Origin of the sequence: Rhodococcus sp. NPDC077669 (genome assembly GCF_040686915.1) — a bacterium.
Classification (GTDB): Bacteria; Actinomycetota; Actinomycetes; order Mycobacteriales; family Mycobacteriaceae; genus Rhodococcoides; species Rhodococcoides fascians.
This window is the reverse complement of sequence record NZ_JBFBMD010000009.1, coordinates 138,012-157,656: the sequence shown is the minus strand read 5'-3', so window position 1 is coordinate 157,656 and position 19,645 is coordinate 138,012. Positions and strand designations below refer to the sequence as shown.

The window sequence follows — 19,645 nt, the reverse complement described above, 5'->3', positions numbered from 1 at the left end:
GGCTAATGTCGTATCTTTATACGCGTGCCTGCGCGTTCGGTAGGTGTCGAATTCAATCAGGGGATCGAAATGAACACTCTCAGTGTGGTAATTCCGGTGCTCGACGAGGTCGACCACATCGGCGAATGCTTGAATCTGCTGCTCGATCAGGGAAACTACATAGACCGTATCGTCGTGGTGGACAACGGCTCGACCGACGGGACGCTCGATCTGGTCGAGACCCTGTGCGAGGTCAATGACAAGGTCCAGTTGGTGCACGAGCCGAATCGGGGCGTCGTGCATGCCAGGAACACAGGCTTCGATCTCGTGCAGTCGTCCATCATCGGGCGCATAGACGCCGATACGCGCGTCCGGCCCGGGTGGGCACGCTCCATCATCGAATTCTTCGGAGAGCACTCCACGGTTGCGGCAGCGGGCGGGCGGACCTACTTGTACGAGTCGCCGTGGGCCCGGCCTCTGGCGTGGCAACATGCACGAGCGGAGCAGCGCGACCCGTCGGTGCGCAGCGCCTTGGCGGTATCGGGCAACAATTTCGCAATCCGCGCATCTGCTTGGCACGAGGTTCGGGATGTCGTCAGCGACAAGACCTGCGTGCACGAGGACATCGATCTGTGCTTGTCGTTGGTCGGCAAGAAGTTGCCGCTTGCTCAGAACGGCCGTATGAAGGCTGCGGTGTCCGGCCGGCGATCGGCTACGTCTCCGGTGAAGTACGTGAACTACGCGATCGCGGGCTACCGTTCCTACAAGGAGCATGGGCTCGCATCGGCCAAGCTGGCCCGGATCGTTGCGATGGATTGGCTCCTGCACACGCTGCGCTGGCCCATCTCGAGAATGTTCTCGGCGGTGCCCTCGCGCGCATTGCCCGTCGACGACCGTGCGCTCTCCGAAGAACGGATGCGAGAGGCCGCGTGAACCTGCGCTCCCTGATCCCAACTTGGGCGAGCGACTCATCGAACGTCAAGTGGGCCCTCTTTCAAATGCGTCAGGCAACCCTCGTGTCGGTGGCGAACCTGCCGTTCGTTCCGGCGGTACTGCGGGCGACCTTGCTGCGGCCGGCGGGGGTCCGGACGGACGGGCCGTGCTTGATATACGGCGGCGCGATGATCCAGGGTCGCGGGTCGGTACGGATGGGCACCGGGGTCTTCGTGAATTTCGGGTGCCACTTCGACACTGTTGCCGACATCGTGATCGGTGACGATGTGTTCCTGGCGGACCACGTTCGGATCATCACCAGTACCCATGACGTCGGACCGTCGTGGCGTCGGGCAGGCTTGCTGCGGGGCGAGTCGGTCACCATCGGGCGAGGCACGTGGATTGGGTCCGGTGTGGTGATCATGCCCGGGGTCCGCATCGGTGAGGGATGCATCATCGGGGCGAACTCGTTGGTGACCAAGGATTGCGAACCGGACGCGGTGTACGTCGGCAGTCCAGCCGCTCGTCGCCGGGAGTTGAACGATCTACCCGACGCGCGAGCCATAGCGGGCGCGACGCCTGATTTCGAGAGCAATACTCTGACGAACGATCGATAAAGCGCTTGTCGATATCGACAAAAGACTATTATCGATCCGAAATTGGACGACTTATTTCGTCGAATTGATGATGTAGCATCGTCTGCGTCAGAGGCACGGCACTCTTTGCATTCGCTTCGGAAATTGTCGAGCTACGCATTGCCAAAAAGGTGTCAGGGGTTGGCGTTGTGAACACTCTTTCTGTTGTTGTGCCCGCATTCGACGAACAGGCGCATTTGGGTGGATGGCTGGACGCTTTATTGGCGCAACGTGAACACATTCACGAAATAATCGTGGTGGACAACAATTCCACCGACGATACCGCCGGCGTGGTAGCGAGCTACAGCCGCCGGTTTCCAGGGATAGTTCTGGTCCGGGAGTCGAAGCGAGGCGTCGTTCATGCGCGCAACGCCGGTTTCGATAGGGCCGAAGGATCCATCATCGGACGTATCGATGCGGACACTCGGGTAGCTCCGGATTGGGCCGAGTCGATTCTGAATTTCTTCGACCGCAGACTGGACTACGCGGCGGTGACCGGGCCGATCTACCTGTACGACTCCCCGTGGGCTGCACCGTACGGCGCGTACGTGGACTACTCCACCAAGCGCAAACCCGACGAGTTGCGGGTATCGGCGGCATCGGGCAACAACTTCGCCATTCGCCGCTCCGCTTGGGAAGCCGCCCGCGACCGCGTGAGTCTGCGTACCGACCTGCACGAGGATATCGATCTCTCTCTGTGCCTGTACCGCGTCGGTCTCCAGATCGCGCTGATCAAAACGATGTGCGTCGAGGTGTCGGGTCGGCGGCTGCTGACTCCGCCCCTCGAATATCGTCATTATGTGCTGAGTTCCTACCGAACATGGGCCCACCACGATTTGGCGAACAAGGCGCTACGCCGACTGTTGATCGGGGACATGATTCTGCATACCGTGCATTGGCCGCTGACTCGAATTTTGTCCGGATGCGAGTCGCGAATTCTGCCGGTGTCGCATTCGAACGAGGGCGTGACATCGCAACAATATTTGTCACCTGTTCGCGATGGCGAATATGCCACCACGGCGTCGGCCGAGTAAATTCACGGCTGATTCGAGCGGTACGCGACCATTGTCCGATCGGTAGCGCCGATAGACTCGCTGTGTCTGCTGCCGCCCCCGGAACCGGCCCCACGGTTCGATACAGGCCCGCGTGATCGCCGACGCGGTGTTACTGTCTCGTAGTTCTTCGACCCGCGGGTATCCGAGAGTCGAGTCGGGGTGGGCCGGTCGGTCGGCCGTGTAGCAGGCGGGGGCGTGTCGTGCGCTCCGATGTTCGGACGTTCGTCGTCGGTCTTGCCGTGTCTCTGCTGGCGGGACAGCTCGTCGGGACAGCGTCGGCGGACGTCGTCGTCGACAACCCCGTCCACTACGTCGCTCTGGGCGACTCCAGAGCTGCCGGGCCCGCGTGGTTGTACTATGCCGGCGGAGACGGTTGTGGACGATCCGACGCGGCGTATCCGGCCATGATCGCGAACGCACTGCACCCCGCGTCATTCGCCAGCGTCGCGTGCAGTGGCGCGACGAGCGCACACGTCGTGTCAACGCCGCAGAGCACGTTCACGCCACTGCCTCGTCGGGTCCCGGTTCAGATCGATGCACTGCGGCCTCATACGACGCTGGTGACCCTCTCGATAGGCGGCAACGACCTGAATTGGGCGCAGTTGATCGGGCCGTGCCTGCAACCTGTGCCGCAGGAAGATCCTCGGTGCCGGAATAGCCCCGTGGTCCTCCAGGCGATCGATCAGAGGCTCGGGCAGCTGGGGCCGGTGTTGGACGGCGTACTCGACGCGATTACGCAGCGTTCACCACACGCCGTCGTCGTGCTGGTGGGTCACGGTGGTTACTTCGACCATCAGGGCTGTTTCCCGGACTCGAATCTGCACGGTGCCGACGCGGCGTTCGTGCAGGATTTCTTCGTCCGGTTCGATTCCGTGCTTCGAGACAGTGCCGTCAGACATGGGGCGACGTTCGTCGATGTGGCGGGGGCCGGCCGTCGGCCACGACGCATGCGCACCGATTGCAGAGCGCTGGTTCACGGGCTCGATGACGTTCGGTCCGACACCGTTCTTGCATCCGACCCCGCTGGGCAGCGCTGCGATGGCGGGATTGGTGCTGGACGCGATCGGTCGGTGACGTCGCGTCGTCGGTGACAATGCGCGGGGACAACGCCCGGTGACACATCCTGTTGAACAAACGATCATCTGCGTACCGGTCGGCCCGGTAGATTGACGGGTTATATCGTGAACCGACGATCCGAGCGCTGGATCTGCCCCTGCAACTTCCATACGGAGTGTGAATGTCGTTCGAGATCGTCGACCTCCCCGAAACGTGGGTCGCCGGTCTCCCCGTTCGCAGTCCCAAACGAGCACTCGGGCGGTTGAACGATCCTGCCCTCAACCAGGCGTGGTCCGCAGTGCTCAATCAGGAGACTGCCGGACCGCTTGCGTCGATCTACACGGACTTCGCCCCTGGAATCGGATCGTACAATACACAGATAGTCGGTTACCAGTGCTCGTCGCTCGGGCAGGTGACGCGTGGGCATTTGATCGCAAAAGTGCCGTCTGCAAAATATGCCCGATTCTCCGCGGTGGGTTATTTTCCCGACGTTCTCACTCGATTGTGGAATCAGATCGATCACGCCGAGGAGAACGGGGAGATAGTGCGATCGTTCACCGGTGATTACGAGTGCTACCCGCACGCCTACAAAGTCGACCTGTATTTGGCCATCACGCAGCCCGGCGGTTCGTGATGAGCTTTCGGATCACCGCGCGCAGTGCCGAATTGTTCGGTGGGTTGGTGGCACCGCGGGTGGAGCCCGGTGCCGAGGCCAGTTGCAGCGAATGGATGGGATTCCTCCGAGATCGTGTGCGCGAGAAGAACATCGACGCCACGGAGGTGACCACCGTGTATGTCCCCGATGCGCACGGCACCGTCAATGCACTCGTCGGTGTCCCGCTGGACTCGCCGAGTGACGTCGCTGTGGGAGATGTGTTCGTATCCATACCGACTGGTGTGTTTGCAGTGTTCGTGCCCAGTGGTGGTCTCGCGGATCCGATCGAAGACGTCTGGGCGCAAGTCGACGAGTGCGTTCGGTCCGGGACGCTATTCCGTGCTTACGCCGAGGAAGTAGAAGTCGTTACGAATGCTGGAGAAGTGAAACTTTTCGTTTCGATCGTTTTGTAAACGAGGTCTTCTTCATGTTTTTGTCACTTTCGAATCACAAAATCGCCGACGAACCGGTTACTATTGGCAAGCGCTGACAAGCCCGTATAGGGAACGTGAATTCGAGTTCGTGGGTTCAGCACCCGGGAGCCAGCGCGGACCACAAGGTGTCGATGTCATCGCACGATCGACTGAGCAGGGGTGTAGCAACATGGTGAGACAACTCAGGGCAGAAGCCACTCGCGCGGCGGCGCTGCGCGCTGCAGCAGATCTCTTCCTCGACGTCGGGCATGCCAATGCCACGCTGAGTCAGGTGTCGGCGCAGTCCGGCGTGACCAAGGGCGCGCTGTACTTCCATTTCGCGTCCAAGGAAGAACTCGCTCGCGCCATCGTCGACGAAGGTCACGAGCGCGTGTCCACGGCCTGCGCGGGGCTGGTGGACAGCCGCAGCCCAGCCCTCGAGTCCGTCATCGGAATCTCGTACTCGGTTCTCGAACTGGCAGCGTCGGATCCGCTCGTTCGTGTGATGTACCGGTTGCAGATGGAGATCGACGGGTCCGACACCGCTCGCGGAAGCGTGTTCGGCACCTGGGGCAACATCTTCGAGCATCTTTTCGAGCGGGCCATCGAGCACGGCGACGTCGCCGACCACCTGGACGCCGGCAACGCGGCACTGCTGGTGTGCGAAATGCTGGCCGGGGTTCTGATGGTGTCCGAGGCGCAGTCGCGTCTGGAGGATGCGCCGTCTCGTATGGAGAAGGTGTGGAACACCGTGCTGCCGTCGTTGGTGCCTGCCGACAAGCTGGCTTACTTCCGAGAATTCGCAGCTCGCAGCCTCTCGAGCTTCGTGCGCGAGAACATCGATTCGAGCTCGGTCACCGTCTGACGTTCTCGTCGCCCGGGGTGCTTGCTGCGCGCCGACGTGAGGCGCACACTATGTGACATGGAACACAGAATGTCGGACAACGAGCTCCGGAAAGCGATCGGCACTCTGCAGCACCGCGCGGACGACGCGCGAAAGCGAGGTGCCGACGACGAGGCGACGCGTATCGAGAACACCGTCGCCGATTACCGAGACGAGATGTCGCAGAGATTGTGACGGCCCTGTCGGTCGTCACCGCGTAGGGTCGAAATCGACCTGACACGTGGCAACCGGTGGGGGAACAAGCTTCGATGGCTACATACGATCTGCGCGGCAAGAAGACGTTGATCACGGGAGCGGGCAGCGGAATCGGCCGGGCGACGGCCATCGCGGCTGCAGCTGTGGGAGCTGAACTGTTCCTGACCGACATCAATGCCTCCGGGCTTGCCGAGACCGTGGACCTGGTCGGTCGAGCGGGCGGCACGGTCAGTCACTCCTTGCCCTTCGACGTCTCCGATTTCGACGCGGTCACCGCCTTCGCGGACGATATTCACGCCGAGTTCGGCAGCCTCGACGTCGTGATGAACGTCGCGGGCATCTCGGCGTGGGGCACCGTCGAGAATCTGGAGCATCGGCATTGGAAGTCCATGGTCGATGTCAATCTCATGGGTCCCATCCATGTCATCGAGAAATTCCTCCCGCCGATGATCGAGGCGGGCCGCGGTGGGCATCTGGTCAACGTCTCGTCCGCGGCGGGATTGATTCCTCTGCCTTGGCACGCTGCGTACAGCGCCAGCAAGTACGGCCTTCGTGGCGTGTCCGAAGTTCTTCGATACGACCTCAAACGTCACGGAATCGGCGTCAGCCTCGTCGTGCCCGGTGGGGTCAAGACCGGCCTGGTGCAGACGCTGCAGATCGCCGGTATCGATCGAGACGATCCTCGGGTGCAGAAGCTGCAGCACCGGTTCGAGAAGCGTGCTGTCGAACCGTCGGTCGTGGCCGATGCGATTCTCGCCGGTATCGCCAAACGCAAGTACCTCGTGTACTCCTCCAACGACATTCGCTTCGGTTACTGGATCTCGCGAAAGTTCGCGCCACCGTACGAGTTCGTGCTGCAACGAGCGAACGATCAGTTCTCCAAACTGCTCGAGCCGCGTCGCACCGACGGGGCGTCGAAGTCGACGTCCAGTGTGCGGGCACCGGGGCCGGAGTAGGAGAGCCGGTCGTGCGGGTTGGCCAGAGCGCAGCCGGCCAACGACAGACAACCACAGCCGATGCACCCGGTCAGATCGTCCCGTAAGCGAACCAACTGCTCGATACGCGAGTCCAGTTCGCGATGCCACCGCGTCGACAGCCTGGCCCAGTCCTCGCGGGTGGGCGTTCGCTCGTCCGGAAGTTCGCTCAACGCCTGACGGATGGTCGCGAGAGGGATTCCCACCTTCTGCGAGATACGAATGAACGCCACTCTGCGCAAAGTCTCGCGGTGAAACCTGCGCTGGTTGCCCGATGTTCGTCGACTGCTGATCAAGCCCTGCTTCTCGTAGAAATGCAACGCGGACACGGCGACGCCGCTGCGCTCCGACAGCTGGCCTGGAGTCAGTTCACGGACGTTCCACTCGGGCATCGGCACGACCTTGACATTACTTCAGGTCCGGATGCCAGCGCTGAACGACGAATGGGTTTACCGTTCGTTCATGAGCGTCGACTCCGCTGCGGGCCCGTTGGGAGCCAATTCCGAGGTAGGTGTGCTCCGCACTGTGATGCTGCACCGCCCGGGCGACGAGCTGCGGCGCCTGACTCCGAGAAACAACGACCAACTGCTGTTCGACGGATTGCCGTGGGTGGACCGGGCACAGGACGAGCACGATGCGTTCGCGGAGCTGCTGCGCAGCCGCGGCGTGACGGTGCTGCTGCTGGGCGAACTCCTCACCGAAGCGATGACGGTCAGCGGTGCCGCTCGGATGCAGGGCATCTCGGCTGCCGTCGACGCTCGGCGGCTCGGACGGGCTCTCGCCGAGGATCTCGCCCAGTACCTGCGCGGTATCCCGGCAGCCGAACTGGCTCAGATCCTGATGGCGGGAATGACGTTCGACGAGTTGCTCGAAGCCGAGTCCGGTGAGGCCGAGCCCAGTGGTGCCTCGCTGGTTCGCCGCATGCATCACGGGGGCGACTTCGTCATCGATCCGCTGCCCAATCTGCTGTTCACCCGTGACTCGTCGTTCTGGATCGACAACCGAGTGGCGATCACCTCCCTCGCCTTGCCTGCGCGAGTACGGGAAACGTCGCTGACCGACTTGATCTACGCATTCCATCCCATGTTCAAAGGCGTGCGACGTGCGTACGAATCCCGTACCGCTCCGGTCGAAGGCGGTGACGTGTTGCTGCTCGCTCCTGGAGTGGTCGCGGTGGGTGTGGGGGAGCGCACCACCCCTGCGGGCGCAGAAGCGTTGGCACGCAGTCTCTTCGAGGACGATCTGGCGCACAGCGTGTTGGTGGTGCCGATCGCGCAGGAGCGTGCGTCCATGCATCTGGACACCGTCTGCACCATGGTCGACACCGACGCGGTCGTGATGTATCCGGCTATTCAGGACACGTTGTCCGCGTTCACGATTCACCGCGAGGATGCCGGCGTCAGTATTCGCGGCGCCGACCCGTTCCTCGAAGCCGCTGCCGATGCGATGGGAATCGGCAAACTCCGGTTGATCGACACCGGACTCGATCATGTGACCGCCGAACGCGAGCAATGGGACGACGGCAACAACACCCTCGCGATCTCCCCGGGGGTGGTCGTCGCCTACGAGCGCAACGTCGAGACCAATGCGCGACTCGAGGCGTCGGGCATCGAGGTGTTGCGAATCTCCGGGTCCGAGTTGGGCTCGGGCCGGGGTGGCCCTCGGTGTATGTCGTGCCCGGTGTCGCGCGAAAGGCTCTGACGGACAGGCGTTTCTACAGGACGGCGAGGACCTTGTCGGAGGGGCGAGCCAGCACGGTTCCCTTGTCGGTGACCACGATCGGGCGTTCGATCAGAATGGGGTGCGCCGCCATCGCCGCGATCAAGGTCTCGTCGTCGGCCACCGCCAGTTCGAGTTCTTTGTAGATGCTCTCGCGGGTGCGAACAGCCTGACGTGGTGCGAGTCCCGCGTCGGCGAGCAGCGTGCGGAGTTCGTCTTCGGTCGGCGGCGTCTCGAGGTACTTGACGACCTGGGGGACGATGCCCGCATCCTCGATCATCTTCAGAACGGTGCGGGAGGTGTTGCAGCGTGGGTTGTGATAGATGGTTGCGGCCCGGGTCATGTTTGCAATCCTGTCACGCGGGTAGCCAACGCGACAGATCACGTCAGGAACGGGAGTAGTCGCATGACCGACAAGCGCATTGTCATTGCAGGTGGGCACGGCCAGATCGCCCAACATCTCACGCAGGTTCTCACGGCGCACGGTGACCGCGCTGTGTCGCTCATTCGCAACAGCGATCACGTCGATGCCGTCACGGCCCTCGGTGCGCTGCCGCAGGTCATCGATCTGGAGTCTGCGTCCGTCGACGAGTTGGCCGACGTTCTCTCCGGTGCCGACGCAGTGGTGTTCGCGGCCGGTGCAGGTCCCAACAGCGGTCCCGAGCGCAAGGACACCGTCGACCGGGCCGGTGCGGTGTTGTTGGCCGATGCCGCCGAGAAGGCCGGCGTTCGCCGCTACGTGCTGATCAGTTCCTTCGGGGCCGGTGAGCCGGTCGCGGACGACCTCGACGAGGGATGGAAAGCATACATCCGGGCCAAAACTGCTGCAGAAGAAGATGTTTCGTCCCGCGCGGGCTTGGACTGGACCGTTCTTCGCCCCGGCAAGCTGACCGACGAGGATGCGACGGACTCGGTTTCGCTCACCGAGCCTCCACTCGACCCCGGCGAGGTGACCCGTGCCGACGTGGCAGCGGTCGTCGCCCGTCTGATCGACACCGGCAGTGCCATCGGCAAAACGCTGATGCTCACATCCGGATCGACGTCCATCGCCGACGCTGTCGACGCGGTTCGATGAGGCGATCGTGCGCGTAAGCATCGATCCGTCGAACACGACCCCGGTGTTCGAGCAATTGCGGATGCAGATTCTGGGATCGGTGCGGTCCGGGGATCTCATCGCTGGCACAAAGATCCCCACGGTACGTGGGCTTGCCGAAGAGCTGAAGATCGCGCCGAACACGGTGGCGAAGACCTACCGGGAGCTCGAACAGCAGGGAATCATCGAGACGCGGGGTAGGTCCGGATCGTTCGTGGCGTCCGGCGGTGATCCGTCACGGGACATCGCAGCCAGGGCCGCAACGGAATTCGTCCGGGCCGTCAGATCTATCGGTCTCGACGACGACCAGACGCGAACGTTTCTCGAAGCTGCTCTGAAAGGGGCAGGCGGCCGGTAAGTTGACGCTTCAACCTCCTTCTGTCAGGGTGGTGCTGCCCATTCAGCCGCGCCAGAAGGATGCCTATCAATGAACTCAACACTCGTCCGTGACGCCGTCGCCCTCGTAGCCCGTATCGGCCTGGGAGTCGTCTTCATCGCCCACGGGTGGCAGAAGCTCAACACCTTCGGCCTCGACGGCACTGCTGCCAGCTTCGAGGCGATGAACATTCCGGTACCCACGGCGTCTGCCTACTTCGCAACGTTCGTCGAGCTCATCGGCGGCGGCGCATTGGTTCTCGGCATCTTCACCCCGATCGCCGGTCTGCTGCTGTTCGCCGACATGTTGGGAGCTGCATTCCTCGTCCACTTCGAGAACGGGGTGTTCGCCACCGAAAACGGCTACGAGCTCGTCGTCGCCCTCGGCGTCGGCGCACTGATACTCGCGGCGTTCGGTGCCGGTCGCATCAGCATCGACGGAATCACCAAGGGCAAGACCGCAATTCTGCAGTAGTCGGTAGCGAGCCGAGTGGGGCGCTCAGCGCCAACTCGGTAACCACAATTGTTCCTGCCACATCTGCGGGGTGATCGGCATCGCGGTGAGGATCGGCCACAGCCACACGAAGTTGGCGATCACCACCGCGATGTACAGGCACACCAGAAGCAGTCCGGTGCCGCGTCTCTCGGCCGAGGCGCTGGCTTTTCCGATGATGTCGCCCAGTACCAGCGCGAAGCCCATCACCATGAACGGCGCGAGCGCCACCGCATAGAAGTAGTACATCTGCCGGTCGAGGGTCGCGAACCAGGGCAACAGTGCGGCACCGTAACCGACGAGAACCGTGGCGTAGCGCCAATCTCGTCGTACGAGAACGGACCACAGCGTCCAGGCGAGCATCGGCAAGGCCAACCACCACATCGCGGGCGTGCCGATCAGCATGATCGCCTTCACGCACGACGACGCCGAGCAACCCGACACGCTCTCGCCGTCGGCGAAGTAGTACAGCATGGGGCGTAGGCCCATCGGCCACGTCCACGGCTTGGATTCCCACGGGTGCCGATTGCCTGCCGAATTGGTCAGTCCCTCATGGAAATCGAGCACACTGCCGCTGTAGTACCAGAGCGACCGCAGGGCGCCGGGGACGAAGGAGAACGGTCCGCCGAATCCGATTCCGTTGCCCACCTCGTGTCGGTCGACACCGGTCTCGGAGGTGAACCACGCCCAGTACGTCATCAGGTACACGGCGATCGGAACGATCACCAGCGCGTACAGCGCGGGTCCGATGTCGCGCACCGCAGTTCCCCGCCACGGTCGGCGAACCCCGTACGAGCGACGAGCAGCCAGGTCGAACGCCACGCTCAGCAAGCCGAAGAACGCGATGAAATACAGACCCGACCACTTGGTGCCACATGCGAGACCCAGCATGACGCCGGCCCCGAAACGCCACCACCGCACACCCATTCGCGGGCCGAGATCGCTGACGTCCATGCGGCCCTCGGCTCGCACCGTCCACAGTCGCTTTCGCACGTCGTCGCGGTCGACGACCAGGCAACCCAGAGCAGCGGTGACGAACAAAACCAGAAAGATGTCCAGCATGCCGATGCGGCTGCTGACGAACGTCACACCGTCGACGATGAGCAGAATGCCTGCGATCGCACCGATGAGCGTCGAGTGGGTGAGGCGTCGGACGATGCGAATCACCAGCAGTACCAACAGCGTTCCGGCGACCGCGGACGAAAAACGCCATCCCCAACCGTTGTAGCCGAACAACGCCTCGCCGACGGCGATCAGCTGCTTGCCGACCGGCGGGTGCACCACCAGTCCGTAGGCCGGATTGTCCTCGAGCCCGCCGCCGGTGAGCACCTGATAACCCTGCGGTGCGTAGTGCTTCTCGTCGAACACCGGCGTTCCGGCGTCGGTGGGGTACCGCAACATCGTGAAGCGGGTGATCGCACAGATGGCGGTGACGACGAGGGTGACGATCCAGCCGCGTCGTACTTCGGTGTCGTGGAACCAGTCGCGCGCGGCAACAGTGGGCCCGGGACTGACCATCGACCGGTCGCCGGAGCGCTCAGAGGTCAGCAAGGTCACGTACCGATCGTAGGCGGTGTTCCGGAGTGGGCGGCAGGCCGCTGCACCGCATGGGAGACACTGGAGACATGCTCATCCTTGCTGCTACCCCGATGGGCGACGTCGGAGATGCCTCGCAGCGCCTGCGTGATGCCCTCGGTAGTGCCGATGTCGTGGCCGCCGAAGACACCCGACGCACCAAACAACTGGCGTCCTCCCTCGGCGTGACGATCGGGGGCAGGGTCGTCAGTTTCTACGACCAGGTCGAAACGGCGCGGCTACCCGCACTGGTCGAGGCCGTCGCCGAGGGAAAGACCGTACTGCTGGTGACCGACGCGGGCATGCCGTCGGTGAGCGATCCGGGCTACCGGTTGGTCGCGGCCTGCGTCGACGCCGACCTGCCGGTGACCTGCCTGCCCGGACCGTCGGCCGTCACGGCCGCCCTCGCACTGTCGGGGCTGCCGGTGGAGCGCTTCTGCTTCGACGGATTCGCCCCGCGCAAGCAGGGACAGCGGCGCACGTATTTCCAGTCGGTGCTCGCCGAACCGCGTGCCATCGTCTTCTTCGAGGCCCCGCATCGGCTCGTCGCGTGTCTCGAGGACGCGGTGCACGTTCTCGGCCCCGACCGCCGCGCTGCGGTGTGCCGAGAGCTCACCAAGACCTACGAGGAGGTCCGCCGCGGCGGACTGGGGGAGCTGCTCGACTGGGCACGTGACGGAGTGCGCGGTGAGATCACCGTCGTACTCGAAGGAGCGGTCGCCGTCGCCGAGGAACCCGAGGATCTCGTGGCCGAGGTGGAATCGCTCGTGGCGTCGGGCATGCGATTGAAGGACGCCTGCGCTCAGGTGGCCGTCGCAGGCGTGTCCAAGCGCGAGGTGTACGAGGCCGTTCTCGCCGCCCGCAAGGATCAGTGACGCTCAGCCCACCACGTGCTGGCGTAGCCCTTCGGTCGCTGCTTCGAGAATGGTCTTGGTGCCCTTCTTGACCAGGAAGCCGGGCAGGGGAGCCTTCGGGTCGACGGTCAGCTCGAATTCGACGTGCGTCCCGTTGCCCTTGGGCGTCAACGTGTATCGGCCTTCCTGGGCCTTCTGCTGGGTGCTCTCCACCAAGCTCCACGACACCTCGTTCTCGCTCCAGGTGTACTGGACCAGCTGCTCGTCGTTGATACCGATGATCGAGACCTTCATCTTGACGTGGTTCGGCCGACCGTCGTCGAAGCGGTCGACCACCTCGCACTTCTTGTGCACGGGAGACCACGAGGGGATGCCTTCGACGTCGGCGAGGACGTCGAGAATTGTCGCTGCGTCCGCCTCGATGTCGACGGACTTGTTCACTGTGACTGCCATGGGGAGAAGGTATCTCAGCTTTCTGTACTGGGGCTGACGTTACGGGCGAACTCGCCGATGGCGCGTAGTGCGCGACGCGCTTCGGGAACGAAATCGGCGGCCTGGAACACGTGCACCTGATCCTCGAAGACCTGGAGTTCGCAGTCGACGCCGGCGACGGCGAGGCGCTCCGCCATGAGTTCGGCGTCGGCATAGACCATTTCGGTCGATCCGACCTGGATCAGCACCGGCGGCAGGCCAGCGAGATCACCGTCGACCGGTGAGACCCGAGGGCCGCGTTCACCTTCGATGACGATCCGTGCGTCGACCCGATCGGCGAGGGCGGTCAGTGCGGGAACAGCGTTGGACGGAAACACCGAACACTTCTTGGCGTTCTCGTGAGTCAGCTTGCCGGTGGGATCCATGTCGGTCAGCGGCGACATCGTGAAGATGCCGGCAGGTGCCGGAAGGCCGACGGTACGCAGAGCCAAGGTGACCATGAAAGCGAGATATCCGCCCGCCGAATCCCCGCCCATGATGATCTGATCCGGGCGATAGCCGGAATCGAGGAGGAAGCGATAGGCGTCGACTCCGTCCTCGACGGCGTGCGCGATCGGGTTGCGCGGCATCATGCGGTAGTTCACCGACAGCACCGGGCCGTCGACGCTCTTGGAGACCCGCGAGGTCATCCGCCGGTGCGTTCTCAGTCCGCAGCACACGAACGCGCCGCCGTGCATGTACAGAACGACACGATCGGTTCCGCTGCCCTCGGCCCGAATCCACTCGGCCTCGCATTCGGAGAGCATGACGCGACTGCGGGTGGTGCCGCTGATCTGGGGGACGAGCAGACCCGCGTAATCGACCAAACCCATCGGCCACGGCAGTGACGGTGCCTGCGCCCACACCGTCAGGAACGGGCGCACGGTGAACTGCAGGTACTTGGACAGGATCTGCGACTGCAGACTTGCTCCGCGGATATCGCGGCGGCGCGCAGTGGCTGCCGCGTCGGACGTTTTCACTACGGTGAGCGCCGGATTCATAGCCGTCGCCTCCATCCCCGTTGGCTGTTGCAGGGCGCGTGTGCGCCGTGCGTCGGATCCCCGTTCTGTTTGGAACCCCTGGTAACGGACAATAGCGGGTGGGATTTCGTGAGCGCACGTAAGGTCGTGTTCTGAGTCACATTCGGTGCCGTACCGTGACATAAAACAAATGGAAAAAGGACAGCTCATGGCACTCATGCCCATCACCGAATCGATGTTTCTGATCGCCGAATCGCGGGAGCACCCGATGCACGTGGGCGGACTGGAGTTGTTCGTACCGCCCGGCGATCCGCACGAGTTCGCACAGGAAGTGCATCGCAAGTTCACCACTGGTGAAGTGCACGAGCTGTTCCGCAAGCGGCCGGCCCGCCCGGTGCAGATCATGGGAACTCTCGCGTGGGCTTTCGATCAGGACGTCGACTTCGAGTACCACGTCAGGCGCGCTGTCTTGCCCTCGCCGGGACGCATCCGCGAGCTGTTCCAGTTTCTCTCGCTCAATCACAGTGCCCCGCTCGATCGCTACCGGCCGATGTGGGAACTGCACATCATCGAGGGTCTGGCCGACGGCCGAGTTGCGTTGTACACCAAGGTGCATCACTCGCTGGTCGACGGCGTCAGCGCGCTGAAGCTCATGCAGCGCACACTCTCGACGGACCCCGAGGATCGCAGCGGAGTGGCGACCTGGGACCCGTCGTTGTTCGGTCGCGGCAGAAAGAAGGTCGACAAGGCCGAGCCCGGGCGGCTGGCGCAACTGGGCAGCGGCCTGTCCATGGGACGCAAGATTGCCGGCGACCTGGTGGACTTCGCCCCTGCCTCCGCGCGAATAGGGTTGCGCGCGTTGAAGAAAGAAGGCGCACAGCTACCGCTGCGGGCACCGCGGACAATGTTCAACGTGCCCATCGGCGGCGCTCGACGCTTCGCGGCGGAGAGCTGGTCGATCGAGCGAATTCGTAAGGTCGGTACCGCTCTCGATGCAACGCTGAACGACATGGTGCTCGCGATGTGCGCCGGTGCGCTGCGTGCCTACCTCATCGATCAGAACGCGCTCCCCGAAGAGCCACTGATTGCCATGGTGCCGGTCTCGCTGCGCAAGGAGGGCGACAGCAAGGACGCCGGTAACTCCGTGACGACCATTCTGTGCAACCTGGGGACCGACGAATCCGATCCACTGCTTCGCCTCGAACGCATCAAGGAGTCCACTGTTCGGGGTAAGCAGATGATGGGGGAGCTCAACACCCTCGAAGCGCTTGCCGTCGGTGCAATCACCATGGCCCCGTTGTTGTTCGGGCCGGTGCCGGGATTCGTCGACTACACCCCACCGCCGTTCAACGTGATCATCTCCAACGTGCCGGGTTCCAAAGAAGACCTCTACTGGAACGGCGCGAAACTCGATGGCATCTACCCGGCGTCCATCGTGTGCGACGGGCAAGCGCTCAACATCACCGTCGCCAGCAACGGCGATTCGTTGAACTTCGGGCTCATCGGGTGCCGACGCAGTGTGCCGCACCTGCAGCGGATGCTCACGCATCTGGAGAACACGTTGGAGGAGCTCGAAAAGGCGGCGTAGCCCCACGTGAGTGGAACCGCGTAGTGGGCTACGAAGTTCCACTCACATGGGCTTACTTCTCCTCGTACTTGGGGAACACCGGCGTCGGGGCCGGGAGAGCGGTGCCGGGAACCGAACGTGTTGCGATGTCGGCGAATTCGCGGTTCGACGCCCCGAGCAGGTCGAGAATGCGCGACGCGGAATCGGGCATGACGGGCTGGGCCAGGATGCTCACGATGCGCAACACCTCTATCGTCACGTACAGCACCGTGGCCATGCGATCGGGGTCGGTCTTACGCAGCACCCATGGCTGCTGCAGCGAGAAGTAGCGGTTGGTCTCGCCGAGTACCGACCAGATCGCTTCGAGCGCGGAATGGATTGCCTGCACATCGAATTCGCGTCGGCAGATCTCCAGCAGCGCGTCCGCGCGGGCCAGCATCGCCTCGTCCTCGGCGGTGAATGCACCCGGTGTCGGGAGCTGTCCTTCGAGGTTCTTCGCCACCATCGTCAGCGAACGCTGCGCGAGGTTGCCCAGTTCGTTGGACAGGTCGGCATTGACGCGGGCGACGATCGCCTCGTGGCTGTAGCTGCCGTCCTGCCCGAACGAGACCTCGCGGAGGAAGAAGAAGCGCACCGGATCGAGGCCGTAGTTCTCCACCAACGAGTCGGGGGTCAGCACGTTGCCCAGAGACTTGGACATCTTCTCGCCCTTGACATTCAAGAACCCGTGCACGAACACCCGCTTGGGTAGCTCGATGCCTGCGGACATCAGGAACGCCGGCCAGTAGACGGTGTGGAACCTCGTGATGTCCTTGCCGATGACGTGCAGATCGGCGGGCCAGAACTTCCGATACGCCTCCGAGTCGGTCTCAGGGAAACCCGCACCGGTCAGGTAGTTGGTCAACGCGTCGACCCACACGTACATGACGTGCGCGGGATCGCCGGGTACCGGCACACCCCAGTCGAATGTGGTTCGGGAGATCGACAGGTCGCGCAGACCGCCCTTGACGAAGTTCACGATCTCGTTGCGGCGCGTGTTCGGCGCGATGAAATCGGGCGACGCGTCGTACATCTCGAGCAGTTTGTCCTGGTACTGCGAGAGCCGGAAGAAGTACGACGACTCCTCGGTCCATTCGACGGGCGTGTTCGTCTCGGTCGCGACGCGGGACCCGTCCTCGGTCAGGGTGGTCTCGGCCTCGGTGTAGAACGCCTCGTCGCGGACCGAGTACCAGCCGGAGTAGGAGTCGAGGTAGATGTCGCCGTTCGCCTCCATCCGTCGCCACAGTTCCTGGCTGGCGGCATGGTGGTCGGCATCGGTGGTGCGGATGAAGCGGCCGTACGAGCTCTGCAGCAGATCGTGCGCCGCCTGGAAGGCGTCGGAATTGCGCGCCGCGAGCTCGCGGACGTCGATGCCCTCGTTCTGCGCGGTCTGCTGCATCTTGAGGCCGTGCTCGTCGGTTCCCGTCAGAAAACGCACGTCGTAGCCATCGAGGCGCTTGAAGCGCGCGATCGTGTCGGTGGCGATGTATTCGTACGCGTGCCCGATGTGAGGTGCTCCGTTGGGGTACGCGATTGCCGTGGTGACGTAGAAGGGTGGCCGTGAGGCATCAGCTGGCGCAGTCATGGTGCGCCTACTCTATCCAGCGTGAGTAGAGAACGTCCCGCGCCACCGCTGCCCGATGCCGTCGGCACCCTCGTCGACGCCCACACCCACCTCGATGCCTGCGGAGCGACCGATGCCGCGAGCGTGGCCGCGATCGTCGATCGCGCCGAGTCGGTGGGGGTCACCCGGGTGGTCACGATCGCCGACGACCTCGACGCTGCGCGCTTCGCCGTCGACGCTGCATCCTGGGATCCACGGGTGTGGGCGGCGGTCGCGATCCATCCCACCCGCGCGAATGCGCTCGACGACGCAGCGAAGGCCGAGATCGAACGACTCGCGGCCGATCCCCGCGTCGTCGCCATCGGCGAAACGGGTCTGGACTACTACTGGCCCGGCAAGCTCGACGACTGTGCGACGGTCCCGGAGCAGCACGAGGGATTTCGCTGGCACATCGATCTCGCCAAGCGCCTCGGGAAGCCGCTGATGATTCACAACCGCGAGGCCGACGAGGATCTGCTCGCGGTCCTGGTCGCCGAGGGCGCTCCGGAGACGGTGATCTTCCACTGCTTCTCCGGCGGGCCCGAGACCGCCAAGGCCTGCGCCGACGCCGGTTACGTTCTCAGCTTCTCGGGGACGGTCAGTTTCAAGAACGCGCATGCGCTGCGTGAGGCCGCAGTGTTGGTGCCCGACGAGTTGGTGCTGGTGGAAACGGATGCTCCGTTTCTCACTCCGCATCCGTTTCGCGGTGCACCCAACGAGCCGTACTGCCTGCCGTACACCGCCCGGGCGCTGGCCGAGGTTCGTGGCCAGGACCCGGCCGAACTGGCGGCGCATGCCACGGCGAATGCCGAGCGGGTGTACGGGCTGTAGCTCCTTGGGTTGCGGCGGAGGTACTAATTCGTTACCGTACCGTGACCGAACTCGGGCGTTTCGACCCCGAAGTCACGCTTGCAACCGCCAGGAATACGAAACTTGTCGACTATCAGACGTCTCAACTCCGCTCGTTCGACCACGCTCTACCTGGTCATCGCGGCCCTGTTGATGTCGCTGGTCGCCGGGGGCGTGATGGCGGTGAGCCGTCACAAAACCGTGACCATCGACGTCGACGGCGACATGATTTCGCTGAGCACGATGAAGACCGACGTCAACAGCGCTCTCGTCGATGCCGGCTACACGCCGTCGGACAAGGATCTGGTCGTTCCCGCGCCCGACTCCGGGCTGAGTGACGGCGACACCGTCGTGCTGCGCCGCGCTCGCGAGATCACGCTGAACGTCGACGGCAAGCCGGAGGAGATCTGGACCACTGCGTTGACGGTCGAGGAAGCTCTGCAGCAGACGGGCCTCGCCGAGGACGTCCACGTGTCGGCGTCTCGCTCCGAGCGGTTGCCCCTCGACGGCACCGAACTGGACGTGGCCCTGCCCAAGCAGGTCTCGCTGGTCGACGGAGGCAGTCCGGCAACGCCGGTGACGCTCGCCGCTCCGACCGTGCGCGAATTCCTCGAAGCAGCGGGCAAGCCATTGGAAGAGGCCGACACCGTGTCGCCGGATCCGGATGCCGCCGTCACCGACGGTGCCGAGATCGTCGTCACGCGCGACCGGACCGTCACCAAGACCGAGACCACCGACACCGATGCCCCGGAACAGCGCATCGAAGATCCGACGATGAACATGAGCAAGACCGTCGTCGAGAACCCTGGCGCTCCCGGCGTCTCCGACATCACCTGGAAGATCAACATGGTCAACGGGGTCGAGGCCGGGCGCGAGAAGATCGACGAAGTGGTCAAGGTGCCGGCGCAGCCGAAGACCGTTCGAGTCGGAGCCAAGCCCGGCACCGAGGTCCCACCCGTGGAGAACGGTGCGATCTGGGACGCGCTTGCTCAATGCGAGGCAACCGGCAACTGGGCCATCAACACCGGCAACGGTTTCTATGGCGGCGTGCAATTCGACCAGAACACCTGGGAACGCCAGGGCGGCCTGAAATACGCACCGCGCGCCGACCTCGCCACCCGCGAAGAACAGATCGCCATCGCATCGGTGACGCAGAAGTCGCAGGGCTGGGGCGCATGGCCGGCATGCACCTCGCGTCTGGGTTACCGCTAGTTCCCGTAGAGTTCCC

At 63.6% G+C, this 19,645-nt stretch carries 23 protein-coding genes; 17 read left to right on the top strand and 6 right to left on the bottom strand.

Features of this window, described 5'->3' with window-relative positions; all coding sequences use genetic code 11:
- The first annotated feature begins 69 nt into the window (after nucleotides 1-69).
- The 9 genes from AB0P23_RS13690 to AB0P23_RS13650 all read left to right on the top strand — a co-directional run bounded on the left by AB0P23_RS13690 (nucleotide 70) and on the right by AB0P23_RS13650 (nucleotide 6,781).
- The gene (locus AB0P23_RS13690; protein ID WP_363797866.1) at nucleotides 70-912 is read left to right on the top strand and encodes a glycosyltransferase family 2 protein; all 843 of its coding nucleotides are present in this window, start codon (nucleotides 70-72) and stop codon (nucleotides 910-912) included.
- A 65-nt stretch (nucleotides 913-977) separates the two neighbouring features.
- The gene (locus AB0P23_RS13685) at nucleotides 978-1,529 is read left to right on the top strand and encodes a DapH/DapD/GlmU-related protein (RefSeq protein ID WP_051365347.1); all 552 of its coding nucleotides are present in this window, start codon (nucleotides 978-980) and stop codon (nucleotides 1,527-1,529) included.
- A 167-nt stretch (nucleotides 1,530-1,696) separates the two neighbouring features.
- Entirely contained in the window at nucleotides 1,697-2,581 is an 885-nt protein-coding gene (locus tag AB0P23_RS13680) for a glycosyltransferase family A protein (protein ID WP_363797864.1), read from the top strand.
- 221 nt (nucleotides 2,582-2,802) lie between these two features.
- Nucleotides 2,803-3,693 carry an SGNH/GDSL hydrolase family protein gene (locus AB0P23_RS13675; protein ID WP_363797862.1) on the top strand — a complete coding sequence of 297 codons (891 nt, stop codon included), beginning with the start codon at nucleotides 2,803-2,805 and terminating at the stop codon, nucleotides 3,691-3,693.
- A 146-nt stretch (nucleotides 3,694-3,839) separates the two neighbouring features.
- Nucleotides 3,840-4,292 (top strand): GyrI-like domain-containing protein, encoded by a 453-nt coding sequence (locus AB0P23_RS13670; protein ID WP_027496057.1) that lies wholly within the window; start codon nucleotides 3,840-3,842, stop codon nucleotides 4,290-4,292.
- 116 nt (nucleotides 4,293-4,408) lie between these two features.
- The gene (locus tag AB0P23_RS13665) at nucleotides 4,409-4,726 is read left to right on the top strand and encodes an AraC family transcriptional regulator (RefSeq protein ID WP_363797860.1); all 318 of its coding nucleotides are present in this window, start codon (nucleotides 4,409-4,411) and stop codon (nucleotides 4,724-4,726) included.
- A 190-nt stretch (nucleotides 4,727-4,916) separates the two neighbouring features.
- Entirely contained in the window at nucleotides 4,917-5,591 is a 675-nt protein-coding gene (locus tag AB0P23_RS13660) for a ScbR family autoregulator-binding transcription factor (RefSeq protein ID WP_027496059.1), read from the top strand.
- 57 nt (nucleotides 5,592-5,648) lie between these two features.
- Nucleotides 5,649-5,804, top strand: a complete 156-nt coding sequence (locus AB0P23_RS13655; RefSeq protein ID WP_167329154.1) for a hypothetical protein — start codon at nucleotides 5,649-5,651, stop codon at nucleotides 5,802-5,804.
- Between the two features lie 74 nt (nucleotides 5,805-5,878).
- Nucleotides 5,879-6,781: an SDR family oxidoreductase gene (locus AB0P23_RS13650; RefSeq protein WP_032371544.1), complete on the top strand. Its 903-nt coding sequence runs from the start codon at nucleotides 5,879-5,881 to the stop codon at nucleotides 6,779-6,781.
- On the opposite strand, the gene soxR is transcribed toward AB0P23_RS13650, so the two are convergent.
- Nucleotides 6,697-7,197, bottom strand: coding sequence for a redox-sensitive transcriptional activator SoxR (gene soxR / locus AB0P23_RS13645; RefSeq protein ID WP_027496060.1), 501 nt, complete (start codon nucleotides 7,195-7,197; stop codon nucleotides 6,697-6,699). The genes AB0P23_RS13650 and soxR overlap by 85 nt on opposite strands.
- 64 nt (nucleotides 7,198-7,261) lie before the next feature.
- Here soxR and AB0P23_RS13640 point away from each other — a divergent pair, with 64 nt between their 5' ends.
- Nucleotides 7,262-8,500, top strand: a complete 1,239-nt coding sequence (locus AB0P23_RS13640; protein WP_027496061.1) for an arginine deiminase — start codon at nucleotides 7,262-7,264, stop codon at nucleotides 8,498-8,500.
- A 13-nt stretch (nucleotides 8,501-8,513) separates the two neighbouring features.
- On the opposite strand, the gene arsC is transcribed toward AB0P23_RS13640, so the two are convergent.
- Nucleotides 8,514-8,861: an arsenate reductase (glutaredoxin) gene (arsC, locus tag AB0P23_RS13635; RefSeq protein ID WP_032407574.1), complete on the bottom strand. Its 348-nt coding sequence runs from the start codon at nucleotides 8,859-8,861 to the stop codon at nucleotides 8,514-8,516.
- A 63-nt stretch (nucleotides 8,862-8,924) separates the two neighbouring features.
- Here arsC and AB0P23_RS13630 point away from each other — a divergent pair, with 63 nt between their 5' ends.
- The 3 genes from AB0P23_RS13630 to AB0P23_RS13620 all read left to right on the top strand — a co-directional run bounded on the left by AB0P23_RS13630 (nucleotide 8,925) and on the right by AB0P23_RS13620 (nucleotide 10,461).
- Nucleotides 8,925-9,593: an SDR family oxidoreductase gene (locus AB0P23_RS13630; RefSeq protein ID WP_027496063.1), complete on the top strand. Its 669-nt coding sequence runs from the start codon at nucleotides 8,925-8,927 to the stop codon at nucleotides 9,591-9,593.
- A gap of 7 nt (nucleotides 9,594-9,600) precedes the next feature.
- Nucleotides 9,601-9,969 carry a GntR family transcriptional regulator gene (locus AB0P23_RS13625; RefSeq protein WP_363797857.1) on the top strand — a complete coding sequence of 123 codons (369 nt, stop codon included), beginning with the start codon at nucleotides 9,601-9,603 and terminating at the stop codon, nucleotides 9,967-9,969.
- Between the two features lie 69 nt (nucleotides 9,970-10,038).
- A complete protein-coding gene (locus tag AB0P23_RS13620) occupies nucleotides 10,039-10,461 on the top strand; it encodes a DoxX family protein (RefSeq protein WP_363797855.1) in 423 nt (140 codons plus the stop codon).
- A gap of 24 nt (nucleotides 10,462-10,485) precedes the next feature.
- On the opposite strand, the gene AB0P23_RS13615 is transcribed toward AB0P23_RS13620, so the two are convergent.
- The gene (locus AB0P23_RS13615) at nucleotides 10,486-11,997 is read right to left on the bottom strand and encodes a phospholipid carrier-dependent glycosyltransferase (RefSeq protein ID WP_363797887.1); all 1,512 of its coding nucleotides are present in this window, start codon (nucleotides 11,995-11,997) and stop codon (nucleotides 10,486-10,488) included.
- A 107-nt stretch (nucleotides 11,998-12,104) separates the two neighbouring features.
- On the opposite strand from AB0P23_RS13615, the gene rsmI reads away from it, so the two are divergent.
- Entirely contained in the window at nucleotides 12,105-12,929 is an 825-nt protein-coding gene (rsmI, locus tag AB0P23_RS13610) for a 16S rRNA (cytidine(1402)-2'-O)-methyltransferase (RefSeq protein ID WP_363797853.1), read from the top strand.
- Nucleotides 12,930-12,932: 3 nt separating this feature from the next.
- On the opposite strand, the gene AB0P23_RS13605 is transcribed toward rsmI, so the two are convergent.
- Together AB0P23_RS13605 and AB0P23_RS13600 are read right to left on the bottom strand one after the other, a co-directional pair.
- The gene (locus AB0P23_RS13605; RefSeq protein WP_027496068.1) at nucleotides 12,933-13,361 is read right to left on the bottom strand and encodes an SRPBCC family protein; all 429 of its coding nucleotides are present in this window, start codon (nucleotides 13,359-13,361) and stop codon (nucleotides 12,933-12,935) included.
- Between the two features lie 14 nt (nucleotides 13,362-13,375).
- Nucleotides 13,376-14,380, bottom strand: a complete 1,005-nt coding sequence (locus AB0P23_RS13600; RefSeq protein ID WP_052073517.1) for an alpha/beta hydrolase — start codon at nucleotides 14,378-14,380, stop codon at nucleotides 13,376-13,378.
- Between the two features lie 187 nt (nucleotides 14,381-14,567).
- Here AB0P23_RS13600 and AB0P23_RS13595 point away from each other — a divergent pair, with 187 nt between their 5' ends.
- Nucleotides 14,568-15,947, top strand: coding sequence for a wax ester/triacylglycerol synthase family O-acyltransferase (locus AB0P23_RS13595; RefSeq protein ID WP_027496070.1), 1,380 nt, complete (start codon nucleotides 14,568-14,570; stop codon nucleotides 15,945-15,947).
- Nucleotides 15,948-15,999: 52 nt separating this feature from the next.
- On the opposite strand, the gene metG is transcribed toward AB0P23_RS13595, so the two are convergent.
- On the bottom strand, nucleotides 16,000-17,550 hold the full coding sequence (metG, locus tag AB0P23_RS13590) for a methionine--tRNA ligase (protein ID WP_032373032.1): 1,551 nt from the start codon (nucleotides 17,548-17,550) through the stop codon (nucleotides 16,000-16,002).
- 21 nt (nucleotides 17,551-17,571) lie between these two features.
- Between metG and AB0P23_RS13585 the strand changes: the two genes are divergently transcribed.
- The gene (locus tag AB0P23_RS13585) at nucleotides 17,572-18,399 is read left to right on the top strand and encodes a TatD family hydrolase (protein ID WP_206498314.1); all 828 of its coding nucleotides are present in this window, start codon (nucleotides 17,572-17,574) and stop codon (nucleotides 18,397-18,399) included.
- Between the two features lie 102 nt (nucleotides 18,400-18,501).
- Complete coding sequence (locus AB0P23_RS13580; RefSeq protein ID WP_363797852.1) at nucleotides 18,502-19,629, top strand: transglycosylase family protein; 1,128 nt, start codon at nucleotides 18,502-18,504, stop codon at nucleotides 19,627-19,629.
- Nucleotides 19,630-19,645 lie beyond the last annotated feature (16 nt).

Bases quoted from the DNA above. Each gene is read 5' to 3' on its own strand.
- AB0P23_RS13690 (WP_363797866.1), top strand. From the start codon at position 70: ATGAACACTCTCAGTGTGGTAATTCCGGTGCTCGACGAGGTCGACCAC.
- rsmI (WP_363797853.1), top strand. From the start codon at position 12,105: ATGCTCATCCTTGCTGCTACCCCGATGGGCGACGTCGGAGATGCCTCG.
- AB0P23_RS13655 (WP_167329154.1), top strand. From the start codon at position 5,649: ATGGAACACAGAATGTCGGACAACGAGCTCCGGAAAGCGATCGGCACT.
- arsC (WP_032407574.1), bottom strand. From the start codon at position 8,861: ATGACCCGGGCCGCAACCATCTATCACAACCCACGCTGCAACACCTCC.
- AB0P23_RS13620 (WP_363797855.1), top strand. From the start codon at position 10,039: ATGAACTCAACACTCGTCCGTGACGCCGTCGCCCTCGTAGCCCGTATC.
- AB0P23_RS13650 (WP_032371544.1), top strand. From the start codon at position 5,879: ATGGCTACATACGATCTGCGCGGCAAGAAGACGTTGATCACGGGAGCG.
- AB0P23_RS13605 (WP_027496068.1), bottom strand. From the start codon at position 13,361: ATGGCAGTCACAGTGAACAAGTCCGTCGACATCGAGGCGGACGCAGCG.
- AB0P23_RS13640 (WP_027496061.1), top strand. From the start codon at position 7,262: ATGAGCGTCGACTCCGCTGCGGGCCCGTTGGGAGCCAATTCCGAGGTA.
- AB0P23_RS13660 (WP_027496059.1), top strand. From the start codon at position 4,917: ATGGTGAGACAACTCAGGGCAGAAGCCACTCGCGCGGCGGCGCTGCGC.
- AB0P23_RS13615 (WP_363797887.1), bottom strand. From the start codon at position 11,997: ATGGTCAGTCCCGGGCCCACTGTTGCCGCGCGCGACTGGTTCCACGAC.
- AB0P23_RS13595 (WP_027496070.1), top strand. From the start codon at position 14,568: ATGGCACTCATGCCCATCACCGAATCGATGTTTCTGATCGCCGAATCG.
- metG (WP_032373032.1), bottom strand. From the start codon at position 17,550: ATGACTGCGCCAGCTGATGCCTCACGGCCACCCTTCTACGTCACCACG.
- AB0P23_RS13685 (WP_051365347.1), top strand. From the start codon at position 978: ATGCGTCAGGCAACCCTCGTGTCGGTGGCGAACCTGCCGTTCGTTCCG.
- AB0P23_RS13600 (WP_052073517.1), bottom strand. From the start codon at position 14,380: ATGAATCCGGCGCTCACCGTAGTGAAAACGTCCGACGCGGCAGCCACT.
- AB0P23_RS13670 (WP_027496057.1), top strand. From the start codon at position 3,840: ATGTCGTTCGAGATCGTCGACCTCCCCGAAACGTGGGTCGCCGGTCTC.
- AB0P23_RS13630 (WP_027496063.1), top strand. From the start codon at position 8,925: ATGACCGACAAGCGCATTGTCATTGCAGGTGGGCACGGCCAGATCGCC.